The organism is Arthrobacter sp. NQ4 (genome assembly GCF_029077345.1).
Lineage (GTDB): Bacteria > Actinomycetota > Actinomycetes > Actinomycetales > Micrococcaceae > Arthrobacter.
The window spans coordinates 185,207-198,276 of sequence record NZ_JARETC010000004.1; the positions used below are offsets into that span (position 1 = coordinate 185,207).

Here is a 13,070-nt window from a genome sequence, read left to right on the forward strand (position 1 = left end):
GGGGCGGGGCGTGGTTCCGGCTGCGGTGTCGTTTCCATGGTGCTCCCGTTGTAAGGTGCGGCCAGGTGCGTGGCCGCGGCTGGTAACAACCTACGAATCTGCCTGGAGCGCCGGAAGGTGCGCGCGTCCGTATGTGGAAAACTCCGCGCCGGTGCCCGCCTGCAAGAATGGGCGGATGACCGACGCAACGAATGCCGAACCGGGGATGCAGCAGCGAACGGCTGATTCCGGGGAAGCCCATGGCCGGACCAGGACCGGCAGCAGCCTGGTGGACCTCAGCACCCTGGTGGATGCAGAAATTGATGAGCTGCCGGCTGCGGAACCCACCCGCGTGGGCAGCCGGCGCGCCCTGGCCTACCTGGGTGTGTGCCTGGTCCTGATCGGCCTGAACCTGCGCAGCGTCTTTTCCAGCCTCTCCGCCGTCCTGCCGGAAGTGACATCGCAAGCCGGGCTGCCCGGTTGGTCCGTGGTGGTCCTGACCACGGTTCCCGTGACACTGCTGGGCGTCTTCGCGCCGGTCGCCCCGGTCCTGGCCCGGCGGTTCGGCGCGGAGCGTGTGCTGCTGGGCGCCATGGCACTGCTGACCGCTGGACTGCTGCTGCGGCCGGTGGACACCGGGGCTGCCGGCGGCGGTTCGGGCCACCTGCCGGCACTCCTCGTTGGAACGGCGGCCTGCGGAGCGGCAATCGCTTTGTGCAACGTGCTCCTCCCCGGGCTGGTGAAGCGCGACTTCCCGCACCGGCTGGGGCTCATGGGCGGCCTCTACACCACCGCGATCTGCGCTTCAGCCGCCCTCGGGGCCGGCTTCACCTACCCGGTCTACACGGCGACGGGGGAGTGGACCAAGGCGCTGTGGGTCTGGGCGCTGCCCGCCGCCGTCGTCCTTCTCCTGTTCCTTCCCGTTGCCGTGCGGCAGGGAAGTGTCCGGCACCAGGCCGTCAAGGACGGCGTCAATGTGTGGCGCTCACCGGTCGCCTGGCAGGTCACCATCTTCATGGTGCTGCAGGCCATGATGTCCTTCAGCGGCTTCGCCTGGCTGGCGCCCATCCTCCGGGAAAGGGGCGTGGACGGGGCCACCGCAGGGCTGATCGTTGCCGTGTGTATCGTGCTGCAGATGCTGGGCTCCCTGTTCGCACCGGCCCTTGCCGCGAGGTTCCGCGACCAGCGCGCCATCAACACGGTGGTGGCACTGATGACCGGCGGGGGATTCGTGCTGAGCATCCTCGGCCCGCTCGACCTCATCTGGGTGTGGGCCGGCCTGCTCGGACTGGGGCAGGGGAGCCTCACCGCCGCCGCACTGACGCTGATCATGCTCCGCACCCGCGACGGGCACACCGCAGCCCACCTCTCCGGCATGATGCAGGGCGTGGGCTACGGGGTTGGCTCCACAGGCACCCTCATGGTGGGCCAGCTCCACCAGGCAACGGGATCCTTCGTACCCGCCGGGATCCTGTTTATGGTGGTGGGCCTGCTCGCGGCGGTCTTCGGCTACCGGGCCGGCCGGAACCGGTTCGTGGAGTAGGAGCGTTCCCGCACTTTGGGATGTGACAGGAGAATGTCCGGGCTTCCGCCTACGTTGGTGCTGAACGCAGAAGCCAACGGGTATTGGGGAGACGGAATTGGAAACAATGAGACCTGCCGGCCGGCAAAAGACGCGTGCTTTCGGGAGGGACCTAAGCTGCATCGAGGAGGTCTTGAGCGGAGTCAAAAATTCGCTCGGAACATCTCCCACATCGATCTCCGGTGAATGCAGGGAGCCAAAGAGGACCGGCACCGATTGGTACTTTGAACTGGCAGATATCCAAAACGGTAAGGTTCACGTCCTTCCTGCCCGCATTGAGGCCCGGAACGCGGCAACGATCAGCAGATACCTGCAGGGCAGGGGGACATCCATCACGCAGGCCCTCCAGACGGGCAATTTGCTGGAACTAGAGGCGACCCCAACCTTGGACCGTCGGAAGAAGCTAATCCTCGACGTCACGAAAATATCCCTGCGTTTCAGCCGCACCGGCCCTATCTACGTCCGTGACCAGAGGACGATGCAACAGCTTGCACACGCCGGTGTTCCTTTGTGCAGGCTGGATCGAGACCGAATACACGCCCCGATTGGCGGTGCGATGAAGCTTCTTCCGGCGACATTGCGCCGTGTACTGGTAATCGGATCGGAAAAAAGCCAAGGTCTGGCAGATTTCAAGGAAAGTGTGGACCGCGCACAGCAAAGCGGTGACCTCGATGTCCAGTATCAATCAGTGACATGGAGTCGTGATTCGGCGCCCACGGACCTTGCATCCATACTCGCCAAATGCGAAGCAGACGCTTTCGACCTCGCGGTACTCGTACGCGGCGGCGGTCATTGGAGCGATTTGCACGTCTTCAACGATCCATCGGTTGCCCTTGCTGTCCGCAACTGTCCAGTTCCGATTGCAACGGCTGTTGGGCATACAACCGATGTTCTTATGGCTGACCGGGCAGCTGACTTTTCCTTTACGACGCCAACAGCAGCCGGAGAGACCATCAGGCGGGAGGTGGTCCGGCGCTCAATGGCACGCGAGAAACCGCCAGCAGCGAACATTCAGAGTTCCGCTGCTCTATTCGAGGCCAAGCGCCGCCGCTACGAAGCCCAGCTCCAGGAGCGGGATGCCGCCTTGAAGGTGAGCCGGCTCAAGCTCAGCGAAAGCCAACAAGCAACCGGATACTTCGAAAACCAGTTGCGCGAGTGTGCTGCTTCCCATACCGGAGACCTCATCCTGCTTGCAGAGCGAAGGGTGCAGCTGCTGTCCATCCTGTGGTTTGCAGCGACTCTTGGTGCTCTGATGGCATACCTGATCGCCTTACCGGCGGTGTTGGAGAGTTTGGGGTATGGCTCCGCGTTCGTACAGTCCTCACTATCCATAGCCGGACTGCTTGCTGCCGCTGCCTTGCTCCGAACCACTCACCGAAGCCGTAAAGCCATGCGGATGCCTGCCGAAAAGCCTATGAAGAACCCTCCGGCGAGCTTCAATGAGTGGCGGCACATGGCCAGAAATGTGGTTACCGTTCGAGGTCTTCGCAGGGCCATACGTCACCGACCATGGTGAGGCCGCGGCTGGCCCAGGAGGAAAGGACATCTATGGCTGTTGCATGCTTCCTACAAGGCTGGCTGAGTCATTAGGGTTGGGAGTCCGGGGCGGCCATGTGAGGAAGGGCAGCCGGGCCACCTCGGGTGCGCGATCACAACTTGGTTAGGAACCGCTGTGCAGGACTCCACGCTCCCGGGAACCCGCGACGCCGCCGGGATCTTCCGGCCCCCATACCTTTGGGTGACCGTGGGGACCTGTGCCCTGGTGTTCCTGGCCGCCTTCGAATCGCTTGCCGTAACCACCATCATGCCCCTGGTCAGCCGGGAGTTGAACGGTGGAAGCCTTTACGCACTGGCCTTTGCGGGGCCCATGGCCACGGGCGTGATCGGCATGGTGGGGGCCGGAAACTGGTCAGACCGCCGCGGGCCCGCCGCGCCGCTGTACGCCTCCGTAGCGCTGTTCGTGCTGGGCCTGCTCATCGCGGGCACCTCGTTGACCATGCCCATGCTCGTCGCCGGCCGCCTGGTGCAGGGTCTTGGCGGCGGCGCCCTCACCGTCGCGCTCTACGTGCTCGTGGCGCGGTTCTTCCCAGGCCAGCTGCACGCGAGGATCTTCGCTGCCTTCTCGGCGGCCTGGGTGGTCCCGTCCCTGGTGGGACCCTTCGCGGCAGGGGTGGTGGCGCAGGTCTTCAGCTGGCACTGGGTGTTCCTGGGCGTGGTGGGCCTGGTCATTCCGGCGCTGGCGATGATCGTGCCGGTGCTGCGCGGACTGGACGGGCCCGACGAGGAGGGCCGGCCGGCCGGGCCGGGCCAACCCGAAGAAACCGCGCCGCCGTGGGCCCTGGGCCGGCTGGGATGGGCGGCACTGGCCGCGCTCGCGGTGCTGGGGCTCAATCTTTCCGCGGACGCCAGCATCCCCGCCTTCCCGGCAGCCACGGCACTCCTGGCGTTCGCCGCCGTCGTCCTTGCCCTGGTGGCTGTGCGTCCGCTGGTGCCCTCCGGTACCCTCGCCGCCCGCCGCGGCCTGCCCAGCGTGATCCTGGCGCGCGGCCTTGCGTCGGCCTCGTTCTTCGGCGCCGAGGTCTACCTTCCGTATCTCCTGATCGACCAGTATTCGTTCCCGCCCACACTGGCCGGGCTGACCCTCACCGGCGGCGCGCTCGCTTGGGCGGGGGCCGCCGCCGTACAGGGCCGGATGGGCACACGGCTGCCGCACCGCCGCGCCGTCCAGGCCGGAGCGCTCATGGTCCTGGCCGCAATAACCCTGGCCCTGGCCACCACCGCGCTGCACTGGCCGCCCGCCACCGCCATCGCGGGCTGGGTGCTGGCAGGGGGCGGCATGGGCCTGCTCTACCCGCGCCTGAGCGTGATGACCCTGGCGCTGTCCACCAAGGAGAACGAGGGCTTCAACAGCTCCGCCATGTCCATCTCGGACTCCCTGGGCGGCGCGCTGTCGCTGGCCACCACGGGGATTGTCTTCGCGGCATTCACGACGCCGGTCCAGTCCTTCGCGGGGGTCTTCGCCTTCACTGCCGCCATCGGGGTCGCCGCGGTCCTGGTGGCGCCGCGCGTCACCACCGGGGGCGCGCCGGCGGCTAGGGAAGGCGGGTGGCGCGCACGATGACGTCGGCGATGGTGGCCTCCTGCCCTTCCGGCCCGGTCACTGGGCGCTCCCGGCTGGTGAGGACCTCGATCTGCCACTCGGGGCCGTTGAGCTTCAGTTCACGGACCACGTCATCACCCGTGTAGAACATGTCAAGGTGCTGGTGGTGGTCGTTGCCCCAGGGCGGCAGCCGGTCCGGGTGGTGGCCCACCACCAGCAGGGTTCCGCCGGGCTTGACGGCGGAGGCAGCCGTGCGCAGCGGGATCCGCCAGTCCAGTTCCTGGGAGTGCAGGAACTGGGACGTCACCAGGTCATAGGAAGTGCCGGGTTGCCACTGTGTCAGGTCCGCCAGTTGCCAGGTGATCCGGCTGGCGATGTCGCCATCGGACGCGCGCACGCTCTCCCGCGCCAGCTCCGCCAGCTCGTGGGAATGCGCCCGTTCCAGGGCAACAGCGGAAACGTCGACGGCGGTCACGGACCAGCCCTGCTGGGCAAGCCAAATGGCGTCGGCGCCTTCGCCGCAGCCCAGTTCCAGCGCCTTGCCCGGACGCAGTCCGCCGGCTTCCCGGACCAGCTGCGGGTTCGGTTTTCCGCTCCAAAGCCTCGCCTTGGTGCGGTACCGCTCGTCCCATGCTGCTGCGGGGTCGATGCCGCCGCCGCCCCCTTCCGGCGCGCCGCCGCCGTCGTTCCCGTGATGCTGGTGGGTCTCCTCGTGGTGCGTGTCCTGGCGCCGGTCCGGGTGTTCGCTCATGCCTCAACAGTGCCCCGCCCGAGCCCCGAAGGCAACGCCGGGGACGGGTACAGGGCAACGGGGTGCTAGACTGGAGGAACTTGATGTGCAGTGATGCCGCCTGCTCCTGATCTGGAGATCCTTTCCAGGGAGTGGGCTTTCTTCATGTGAGAGGCACATCCTGCGTCGATGAACGCGTTCCATTTGGTCCCTGCCGGCTGTCCCTATTTGCAGCGGCACGGTTGATCACCTGACTTTTCTTCGGCGAACCCCTGGTCCAACCGGCATCGGGGGCCGATATCCGCATGGATACCGCCTGAAAGACCGTAAAAACTACATGACAACTTTTGCTGCCCTCGGTACTCCCAAGGCCCTTGCAGACACCCTTTCCGCCCAGGGAATTGTTGAACCGTTCCCCATCCAGGTGAAGACCCTTCCGGACACGCTGTCCGGTCGTGACGTCCTGGGCCGCGGCCGGACCGGATCCGGCAAGACCATCGCTTTCGCCATCCCGCTTGTAGCAAGACTCGCTGAGCGGGAAGCCAAGCACTTCCGCAAACCCGGCCGCCCCATGGGCCTGGTCCTGGCACCCACCCGTGAACTGGCAACCCAGATCAACGCCACCATCGAGCCGCTGGCCAAGGCCGCCGGCCTGAACACCACCGTGATCTACGGCGGCATCTCCCAGGCCCGCCAGGAAAAGGCGCTGCGTGCCGGCGTCGACATCGTCATTGCCTGCCCGGGCCGCCTGGAGGACCTGATCCGCCAGCGCATCCTGACCCTGGAGGCAGTGGAGATCACGGTCCTGGACGAGGCCGACCACATGGCCGACCTCGGCTTCCTGCCCGTGGTCAAGAAGCTCATGGACATGACCCCCAGCCAGGGCCAGCGCCTGCTCTTCTCCGCCACCCTGGACAACGGCGTGGACAAGATCGTCCAGCGCTACCTGTCCAACCCGCTCACCCACTCGGTGGACGACCCGCAGGCCGCGGTGACCACCATGGAGCACCACGTGCTGGTGGTCAACGACCAGACCGTCAAGAAGCAGTTGATCGTTGAGCTCGCCTCCGGCGCCGGCCGCCGCGTCCTGTTCATGCGGACCAAGCACCACGCCCGCAAGCTGGCCAAGACCCTGACCGACGCCGGCATCCCCGCCGTCGACCTGCACGGCAACCTGTCGCAGAACGCCCGCGACCGCAACCTCGCCGAGTTCTCCAACGGCGACGTCCGCGTCCTGGTGGCCACCGACGTCGCTGCCCGCGGTGTCCACGTAGACGACGTCGAACTGGTCATCCACGTGGACCCGCCCACCGAGCACAAAGCGTACCTGCACCGTTCCGGCCGCACCGCGCGTGCCGGCTCCGACGGCACCGTGGTCACGCTGACCCTCCCGGAGCAGCAGTCCGACGTCAAGAAGCTCATGAAGGCTGCCGGCGTCGATGTGAACTTTGAGCGCGTCACGGCCAACTCCCCGCTCGTGGCCGACCTGGTGGGCGAGATCGCCGACAAGGTCGACCCCCGCACCCGCGCCGCTCTGATGGCCGCCAAGGCTCCCCGCCAGGGCGGCGGCACCTCCACCGGTGCCAATGCTGAGCGCAAGCGTGCACGCCGCCAGGCTGCACCGTCTGCCGGTGGGCGCGGCGGCCGGGGTGGACGCGGCAAGGTTTCGGCCGAACCGGCCCGCACCGATGTTCCCCGCGCCGAGCGCCGGGCTGTGGCCTTCGAGGGCCGCACGGAAGCCCGCGCGGCATTCGACCGCAATGCCGAGCAAAATGAGGACCGCGCGGTGGCAGCAGCCGCTGCCCGCCGCAACGCCCGTGGCCGCGGCACCGCTTCGACCCACCGCAACGACGTCCCCGCAGCAGGTGGCCGCTCATCGGCCGGCCGCGGTTCGGACGGCCGTGCAGCAGAGGGCCGGGGCGATTCCCGGATCACCCGCAGCGACGCACCGCGCGGCGGCACCGGCCGCCCGGCTTCAGGCGGACGCCCCGCCGGCGGCGGCCAGCGCAGCGGCCGCCCCGCAACCGGCCAGCGTGCAGCAGCGGGAGCATCCGGCCAGCGCTCAGGTGCGGGTGCAAGCGGTGGCAGCAAGGCTGTCTGGTCCTCCAACACCGGTGGAACCTCAGGCGGCTCCTACAGCGCAGGCAATGGCGGCGGCTCCGGCCGTCCGGCCCGCAGCGGCCCGCGCCGCGCGTCCGCCCCGGCGTCGAACGAACGCCGCGGCCGCTAGCCAATGAACTAGCCCATGAAAATGGCGGGCTCAACCACACGGTTGAGCCCGCCTTTTTTGTGTTTGACGCGCCTACCAGCCGCGGGCGCGCCACTCTTCCAGATGCGGCCGCTCGGCGCCCAGCGTGGTGGGCTTGCCGTGCCCGGGGTGCACCACGGCGCTGTCCGGGTAGGCATTGAACAGCCGCTCCGTGACATCGGACAGGAGTTGGGTGAACCGGCCGGGATCCTTCTGCGTGTTGCCCACTCCGCCCGGGAACAGCGAGTCGCCGGAGAAGATGTGGGCGGGGCCGTCCGGATCCTGGTAGACAAAAGCGATTGAGCCGGGCGTGTGCCCGCGCAGGTGCACGGCGGTCACGTCGAAGCCGTCGAAATTGCCGACGTCCCCGTGGCGAAGCCGCACGTCCACGGGAACCGGCAACGCATCGGCGTCGTCCGCTCCGGCGGCTGTCCGCGCGCCGGTGGCCTCCACCAGCCCCTTGAGCGCCCGGACATGGTCCCAGTGCTGGTGCGTGGTTGCCACCAGCGCCAGGCGCGGAGTGGCCGATGTGTCCGCAGCGCCGTCCGCGAGCAGCCGCTGGATGGCAGGGAGATCGTCAGCGGCGTCAATCAGCAGCTGTGCCCCACTTTCCTTGGCGGTCAGCAGGTACACGTTGTTGTCCATCGCACTGACGGAGATGCTGCGGATGGTCAGGGCCGGCAGGTCGTAGCGAAGTGATTCCATGGGCTTTGGTCCAGCCACGGGTTACAGGTCCAGCGGCAGGGTGGTCGAGTAGACCTGCTTGGATGGCGGCGCGGCCAGGACCTCATGCAGTGCGCTCTTGCCTTCCGGTGTTTTCCGCCAGGCAGCGTAGTCGTCATGGTCCTGCGTGGTGGCCCAGGTTTCCACCACCAGGATGTGGCAGGGGTCGGCGTCATCCACCAGCGCTTCGATGCCCTGGTTGCCGGGCCATGCCCGGGTGGCGGCCAGCGTTTCGGACAGGTACTTCGCGGCGTTCTCGCGGTGGGCGGGGTCGATCTGGACTTCGAAGTGGACGATGGCAGGCATGGGGCTCCTTGGGTTGGGTGAGGGACGGGTTTTGGGAGAGCGGCTTTATTCCCGGCCTTCGGACACCCAGGCGGGGTCAGCTGAACGGGAGCCGACGACGGCGTCCGACGCTGCGTCGAGGGCCTCCAGGTGCGCCGGGGTGAGGTCCAAGGCAAGCGCGCCAAGGTTTTCGTCGATGCGTGCGGCCTTGCGGGTGCCGGGGATGGGGACGACCGGCAGGCCGAGCCGTTTGCCCTGGGCGAGCAGCCAGGCCAGGGCCACCTGCGCCGGCGTGGCGGCCAGCTGGTCCGCCACGGCCCGGACCGCGTCCACCACCGCCTGGTTGGCGCTTGCGGCGTCCGGCGCAAAGCGGGGGATGTTCCGCCGGAAGTCCTTCTCGCCCAGGCTTGCGGTATCGACGGTTCCGGTGAGGAATCCGCGGCCCAGCGGCGAGTAGGGGACGAATCCCACTCCCAGGGCGGCTGCGGCGGGAACTACATGGCGTTCCACGTCCCGGCTCCAGATGGACCATTCGCTCTGGACCGCGGCAATCGGGTGGACCGCTGCCGCGTCCTGCAGCTCCTGCGCCGTCACTTCTGACAGGCCCAGGTGCTTGACCTTGCCCTGCTGGACCAGCTCCGCCATGGCGCCCACGGTTTCCTCGATGGGCACCCTGACGTCCCGGCGGTGCATGTAGTAGAGGTCGATGGCGTCGGTGCCCAGCCGCTGCAGGCTCCGCTCCACCGCCTGGTGCACATAAGCGGCGTCGCCACGGATGTCCGTGTAGCCATCAGTCGGCGTGCCCACCAGCGCGAACTTGGTGGCCAGCTGGACCTCGCCCCGCCGGTCCTTGAGCAGCTGGGAAATCAGTTCCTCGTTGCTGCCGCCGCCGTAGATGTCCGCGGTGTCGATGAAGCTGACGCCGGCGTCAACGGCGTGGTGCAGTGTCTGCAGTGCCTCGGCAGGGTCCACCTCGCCGTAGACCGGCGTGAGGGCCATGCCGCCGAAGCCCAGGCGGCTGACGGTCAATCCGTCGCCGAGCTGGACAGTTCCCGCGGCTTCAGGGGTGCCGGGTTCAGTGGGTGCGTTTGCCATGGTTCTCCTGTTCGTTTCCTGCTTTTGAAAATTACAGCCAAGGTAGGACGCGGTCCGCCGCCGGGCGCGTGGCCTGGATCAGCCGGGCATTGGCTTCATCGGGTCCATTGGCCCAGGCGACCGCTGCGTCCCGTTCCATGCCGAACGAGATGTGCCGGTCCACCAGCCGCTGCAGCCGGAGCGCGGGCGGGGTTTCGAGGAACCACACCTCGTCCAGCTGCGCCCGCACCTCCTTCCACGGCTCCTGGTCCGCCAGCAGGTAGTTGCCCTCCGTGATCACCAGTGGGACCTCGGCCGGGACGGCGATGGAGGCGGCCACCGGCTCGTCCAGGGTGCGGCGGAACTCCGGTGCGTACACCACTGCCTCGTCCCGCTGCGCCAGGCGCCGCAGCAGCGAAAGGTAGCCGCCGGCGTCGAACGTATCAATGGCTCCCTTGCGCTGCCGGAGCGGGGTCCCGTCGATGATCGCGTTGCCCAGGTGGAAGCCGTCCATCGGCACCACTACCGAGGTTCCGGGGCTGAACTGCTCCTGCAGCCAGGCGGCAAAGGTGGACTTGCCGGATCCCGGCGCCCCGGCGATGCCCAGGATGGTGCGCGTTCCGGGCAGCAGCCGGCGCCGCAGCGTATCCACGGCCATGGCGATCTCGGGGGAGTGCATGGCAAAAGCCTAGTCACCGCTGCGCACCCGCGGCGCATCTTTTTGGGCCGGCAACACCTTCAGGCCCGCGGCGCAGCCCACGATCCCCGCAATGAACAGCAGCTTCACCACGCTGAAGGACTCCACGCCGGTGGCCATCGCCCAGCCCACGGTCAACGCGGCGCCGATGCCCACCCAGATGGCGTAGGCGGTGCCCAGCGGGATGCTCCGGATGGCCATGCCGAGTCCCACCATGCTGAGCGTGGCGGTGACGGCGAAGACGATGGTGGGCGCGGGCCGGGTGAAGCCGTCGGACAGGCCGAGCGCGGTGGCCCAGACCGCCTCCAGGACGGCCGAGGCCAGCAGCACCAGCCATGGAAGGCCGCACTTCACCATCACGCCACCACCTTGAGGCCGACCACGCACGCGGCGATGCCGGACAGCAGCAGCAGGCGCGCCGCCGTCGGACGTTCAACCCTGCTGGCCATCGCGTAGGCGGAGGTGAGGACCACGCCCACGCCCACCCACACGGCGTAGGCCGTACCGGTGGGGATGGACTGCATGGCCACGGCAAGGCCGCCGGTGCTGGCGGCCACGGACACCAGGAACAGGGCAGCCGGGGCAACCCGCCGGCGTCCGGAAGCCTGGGAAGCACGGTGCAGGGCGGCGGCCCAGACTGCCTCCAGCGCCCCGGAAATGATGAGGATTATCCACGACATGACAGTTCCTTTGGCCAGTCTTGTCGCGTGCCGGGTACTGAACCGTCGTCCGGAGGCCCCGGTGCGGAGCCTTGAATTCCAAGGTAGCAAGGCTCGACGGCGGGTTCCACCGTTGGTGCCCAAGCCCACCACCTGGCGGCGGCAGTCAGCCCGTGGGGCCGTTCGGGTCGATGGACACCACGGCCAGGAAGCCGCGGCCGAGGATTTCCGGGGAATCGCTGCCTGAGCCCACTACTGCGTCGTAACGGCCCAGGTCCAGCGGTTCCCCAGCGCTGTCGCTGACCTTCGCCTGTCCCTGCAACAGCACCCCGAGCTGCCCCTCGAACACGGGGTGGGCGCGCTTTTTGGATAGCTCAATAATGGAGGTAAAGCCCTTGAACGCCCCGGTCCGGGTGATGACGTTGAGGTCGCGGATGTCGCCCGTGGGCAGTTTGGCCCCGGTGGCGGCGCCGCCGTCGAACCGGAACGGACGGTACTTCTCCAGGGGCTGCTCCGCGCCGTCCACGGTGAGGAGCAGCAGCTCGCCTTCGATGACGGTCAGGACGCGCTCCATGCCCGGAAAAGGCGAAAAGTCGCCTGCTTTGGTGACGTCCGCGATGCTCAACCGCCAGTCCCAGCCGCCGTCGGCTGAAGCCTGGCGGGCAATTTCCCTGGTCACCCCGCCGCCGTTGCGCCATGGTTCGGCCTTAAGGTCAGCGAAGCGGATGATCTGCATCAGCCCAGCCTAGTTCCCCGCCATGGCCGCTCGTCGCAGTTGTGTCCGGTCCCTGCTAATCTCCTCCGGGGGGTCAACACGAAAACAGCCTGAAGGAGCCCGGGAATGTTCGTCAAAGTGTGTGGTCTCAGCACGCCCGAATCTGTCCGCGAAGCAGTGGATGCCGGCGCAGACGCCGTGGGGTTCGTCCTCACCGCCAGCCCCCGGGTCGTCTCGCCGTCGCAGGTGGCCTCCCTGCTGGCGGGGGTTCCGGACGGCGTCACCCCGATCGGAGTCTTCCGCGACGAGCCCGTCGCCGATGCCATCGCCATTGCCCGGGCCGCGGGCCTTGAGTGGATCCAGTTGCATGGTGACCGGTCACGCGCAGACGTGGCAACAGTGCACGACGCCGGCATGAAGCTGGTCAGGGCCATCACCATGGGTGCCGGCCAGGACGAGTTCGAAGACTGGGGTGAGGACCTGCTCCTGATCGATGCCGCCGTGCCGGGCTCCGGGGAGTCCTGGGATTACTCCTCCGTGGCGGCCCTGCCCGTGCTTCAGGGACGGAACTGGCTGCTCGCCGGCGGCCTTGAAGCGGCGAACGTCGGCCAGGCAGCAGCCGCCGCGAACGCCTGGGGCGTGGATGTTTCCTCCGGCGTTGAAGCGACCCGCGGCGTGAAGGACCTGGCCAAGGTCCGGGCGTTCGTCCAGGCTGCAAAAGCGGCTGCCACAGTTTAGCGGCGGGCGGCTCCGTGGCTCGGGCGGCTGCGGGTCAGGGCAGGATCAGGGATGTCCCCCATCTTTTGGCCGAAGGGCCTTTTTGTCAGGGGGTCGAGGGCACAATGGGTGCATGAAGACACTTCTGAAGATCATCTGGCTGGTTTTCGGCGGCTTTTGGCTGGCCCTGGGCTACTTCCTCGCGGGTGTGGTCTGCTGCCTGCTGATCGTCACCATCCCGTGGGGCATTGCCTCATTCCGGATCGCTGCCTACACGCTGTGGCCGTTTGGCCGGATGGTGGTGGAGAAGCCCGGCGGCACAGGTGTCTTCCCGCTGCTGGGCAACGTGATCTGGCTGCTGGTGGCCGGGATCTGGATTGCCATTGGACATGTGGTCACAGCGTTCGCCATGGCTGTGACCATTGTTGGCATCCCGCTGGCCATCGCCAACCTCAAGCTCATTCCGGTGTCCCTGATGCCGCTGGGGAAGCAGATCGTGCCCAGCACCACGCCGTTTGCGAGCACCTATCCCGTCAGGACCTACCGCTAGGCAGGACGTAC

The 13,070-nt window shown here is 67.6% G+C and carries 14 protein-coding genes and 1 riboswitch; of the genes, 6 read left to right on the forward strand and 8 right to left on the reverse strand.

Annotation, left to right across the window (positions count from 1 at the left end; genetic code table 11):
- Positions 1-175 precede the first annotated feature (175 nt).
- The 3 genes from PUN51_RS09395 to PUN51_RS09405 all read left to right on the forward strand — a co-directional run bounded on the left by PUN51_RS09395 (position 176) and on the right by PUN51_RS09405 (position 4,682).
- Positions 176-1,522 carry an MFS transporter gene (locus PUN51_RS09395; RefSeq protein ID WP_275180694.1) on the forward strand — a complete coding sequence of 449 codons (1,347 nt, stop codon included), beginning with the start codon at positions 176-178 and terminating at the stop codon, positions 1,520-1,522.
- Positions 1,523-1,694: 172 nt separating this feature from the next.
- Positions 1,695-3,077 carry an exodeoxyribonuclease VII large subunit gene (locus PUN51_RS09400; protein WP_275180695.1) on the forward strand — a complete coding sequence of 461 codons (1,383 nt, stop codon included), beginning with the start codon at positions 1,695-1,697 and terminating at the stop codon, positions 3,075-3,077.
- 156 nt (positions 3,078-3,233) lie between these two features.
- Positions 3,234-4,682 carry an MFS transporter gene (locus PUN51_RS09405; RefSeq protein WP_275180696.1) on the forward strand — a complete coding sequence of 483 codons (1,449 nt, stop codon included), beginning with the start codon at positions 3,234-3,236 and terminating at the stop codon, positions 4,680-4,682.
- Here the strand turns inward: PUN51_RS09405 and PUN51_RS09410 are convergent.
- Positions 4,654-5,412: an SAM-dependent methyltransferase gene (locus PUN51_RS09410; protein WP_275180697.1), complete on the reverse strand. Its 759-nt coding sequence runs from the start codon at positions 5,410-5,412 to the stop codon at positions 4,654-4,656. The two genes, PUN51_RS09405 and PUN51_RS09410, sit on opposite strands and share 29 nt — an antisense overlap.
- 316 nt (positions 5,413-5,728) lie before the next feature.
- Here PUN51_RS09410 and PUN51_RS09415 point away from each other — a divergent pair, with 316 nt between their 5' ends.
- Complete coding sequence (locus tag PUN51_RS09415; protein WP_275180698.1) at positions 5,729-7,621, forward strand: DEAD/DEAH box helicase; 1,893 nt, start codon at positions 5,729-5,731, stop codon at positions 7,619-7,621.
- 72 nt (positions 7,622-7,693) lie between these two features.
- On the opposite strand, the gene PUN51_RS09420 is transcribed toward PUN51_RS09415, so the two are convergent.
- The 7 genes from PUN51_RS09420 to PUN51_RS09450 form a co-directional block, all read right to left on the reverse strand.
- Positions 7,694-8,344, reverse strand: a complete 651-nt coding sequence (locus PUN51_RS09420; protein ID WP_275180699.1) for an MBL fold metallo-hydrolase — start codon at positions 8,342-8,344, stop codon at positions 7,694-7,696.
- A gap of 21 nt (positions 8,345-8,365) precedes the next feature.
- Positions 8,366-8,668 (reverse strand): putative quinol monooxygenase, encoded by a 303-nt coding sequence (locus PUN51_RS09425; RefSeq protein WP_275180700.1) that lies wholly within the window; start codon positions 8,666-8,668, stop codon positions 8,366-8,368.
- Between the two features lie 45 nt (positions 8,669-8,713).
- Positions 8,714-9,742, reverse strand: coding sequence for an aldo/keto reductase (locus PUN51_RS09430; protein WP_275180701.1), 1,029 nt, complete (start codon positions 9,740-9,742; stop codon positions 8,714-8,716).
- A 31-nt stretch (positions 9,743-9,773) separates the two neighbouring features.
- Positions 9,774-10,400, reverse strand: coding sequence for a nucleoside/nucleotide kinase family protein (locus PUN51_RS09435; protein ID WP_275180702.1), 627 nt, complete (start codon positions 10,398-10,400; stop codon positions 9,774-9,776).
- A gap of 9 nt (positions 10,401-10,409) precedes the next feature.
- Complete coding sequence (locus tag PUN51_RS09440; RefSeq protein ID WP_275180703.1) at positions 10,410-10,775, reverse strand: DMT family transporter; 366 nt, start codon at positions 10,773-10,775, stop codon at positions 10,410-10,412.
- A complete protein-coding gene (locus PUN51_RS09445) occupies positions 10,775-11,098 on the reverse strand; it encodes a DMT family transporter (protein ID WP_275180704.1) in 324 nt (107 codons plus the stop codon). The genes PUN51_RS09440 and PUN51_RS09445 overlap by 1 nt, the downstream gene beginning before the upstream one ends.
- A 9-nt stretch (positions 11,099-11,107) precedes the next feature.
- Positions 11,108-11,173: riboswitch (guanidine-III (ykkC-III) riboswitch) on the reverse strand.
- A gap of 70 nt (positions 11,174-11,243) precedes the next feature.
- Complete coding sequence (locus PUN51_RS09450; RefSeq protein ID WP_275180705.1) at positions 11,244-11,813, reverse strand: HutD/Ves family protein; 570 nt, start codon at positions 11,811-11,813, stop codon at positions 11,244-11,246.
- Between the two features lie 105 nt (positions 11,814-11,918).
- Between PUN51_RS09450 and PUN51_RS09455 the strand changes: the two genes are divergently transcribed.
- Complete coding sequence (locus tag PUN51_RS09455; RefSeq protein ID WP_275180706.1) at positions 11,919-12,530, forward strand: phosphoribosylanthranilate isomerase; 612 nt, start codon at positions 11,919-11,921, stop codon at positions 12,528-12,530.
- Between the two features lie 112 nt (positions 12,531-12,642).
- The gene (locus tag PUN51_RS09460; RefSeq protein ID WP_275180707.1) at positions 12,643-13,059 is read left to right on the forward strand and encodes a YccF domain-containing protein; all 417 of its coding nucleotides are present in this window, start codon (positions 12,643-12,645) and stop codon (positions 13,057-13,059) included.
- The last annotated feature ends 11 nt before the right edge of the window (positions 13,060-13,070 follow it).

What these genes read in the sequence shown, in the direction of transcription:
- PUN51_RS09395 (WP_275180694.1), top strand. Translation starts at nt 176, where the DNA reads ATGACCGACGCAACGAATGCCGAACCGGGGATGCAGCAGCGAACGGCT.
- PUN51_RS09410 (WP_275180697.1), bottom strand. Translation starts at nt 5,412, where the DNA reads ATGAGCGAACACCCGGACCGGCGCCAGGACACGCACCACGAGGAGACC.
- PUN51_RS09415 (WP_275180698.1), top strand. Translation starts at nt 5,729, where the DNA reads ATGACAACTTTTGCTGCCCTCGGTACTCCCAAGGCCCTTGCAGACACC.
- PUN51_RS09420 (WP_275180699.1), bottom strand. Translation starts at nt 8,344, where the DNA reads ATGGAATCACTTCGCTACGACCTGCCGGCCCTGACCATCCGCAGCATC.
- PUN51_RS09425 (WP_275180700.1), bottom strand. Translation starts at nt 8,668, where the DNA reads ATGCCTGCCATCGTCCACTTCGAAGTCCAGATCGACCCCGCCCACCGC.
- PUN51_RS09430 (WP_275180701.1), bottom strand. Translation starts at nt 9,742, where the DNA reads ATGGCAAACGCACCCACTGAACCCGGCACCCCTGAAGCCGCGGGAACT.
- PUN51_RS09435 (WP_275180702.1), bottom strand. Translation starts at nt 10,400, where the DNA reads ATGCACTCCCCCGAGATCGCCATGGCCGTGGATACGCTGCGGCGCCGG.
- PUN51_RS09440 (WP_275180703.1), bottom strand. Translation starts at nt 10,775, where the DNA reads ATGGTGAAGTGCGGCCTTCCATGGCTGGTGCTGCTGGCCTCGGCCGTC.
- PUN51_RS09445 (WP_275180704.1), bottom strand. Translation starts at nt 11,098, where the DNA reads ATGTCGTGGATAATCCTCATCATTTCCGGGGCGCTGGAGGCAGTCTGG.
- PUN51_RS09450 (WP_275180705.1), bottom strand. Translation starts at nt 11,813, where the DNA reads ATGCAGATCATCCGCTTCGCTGACCTTAAGGCCGAACCATGGCGCAAC.
- PUN51_RS09455 (WP_275180706.1), top strand. Translation starts at nt 11,919, where the DNA reads ATGTTCGTCAAAGTGTGTGGTCTCAGCACGCCCGAATCTGTCCGCGAA.
- PUN51_RS09460 (WP_275180707.1), top strand. Translation starts at nt 12,643, where the DNA reads ATGAAGACACTTCTGAAGATCATCTGGCTGGTTTTCGGCGGCTTTTGG.